1 protein-coding gene is annotated in these 436 nt (G+C 47.2%); it reads left to right on the top strand.

Annotation, left to right across the window (positions count from 1 at the left end; genetic code table 11):
* Positions 1-19: 19 nt before the first annotated feature.
* Positions 20-436, top strand: a 417-nt coding sequence (locus GFC01_RS18285) for a PTS transporter subunit EIIB (RefSeq protein ID WP_194175047.1), incomplete at its 3' end; no start/stop codon positions are given.

Consider the following 436-nt stretch of genomic DNA (forward strand, 5'->3'; position numbering starts at 1 on the left):
TGATAAAGGGGGGGTTTATATGTCAAAAGTGAGGGATTATCAAAAGCTTGCAGAAGACATCTTAGAGGCAGTTGGCGGAGAAGAAAATGTGGTGAGTGCCGCAAGATGCGCCACGCGGCTGCGTTTGGTCTTGAAACGTTCGAATCCAAAAGCAAAGGAAGCAGTCAATGCGATGCCTGGCGTCATTACCGTGGTGGAAAACGGCGGTCAATTTCAGGTCGTCATCGGTCAGCATGTTGGTGAGGTCTATGAGCATTTTTCCAGCCTTGTTCAGCTGCCGCCGTCTGAAGATGACCAGGTAAATGAAAACAAGGGAACGGTGCTGAATCGTGTCATCGCGACCATGTCTGCTGTGTTTGCGCCATTTGTGTATATTTTGGCAGCAGCTGGTATTTTACAAGGTGCACTTATCCTCATTAATTTATTATTTCCAAGC

This window comes from Desulfofundulus thermobenzoicus (assembly GCF_009428905.1).
GTDB classification, from domain to species: Bacteria; Bacillota; Desulfotomaculia; order Desulfotomaculales; family Desulfovirgulaceae; genus Desulfofundulus_A; species Desulfofundulus_A thermobenzoicus.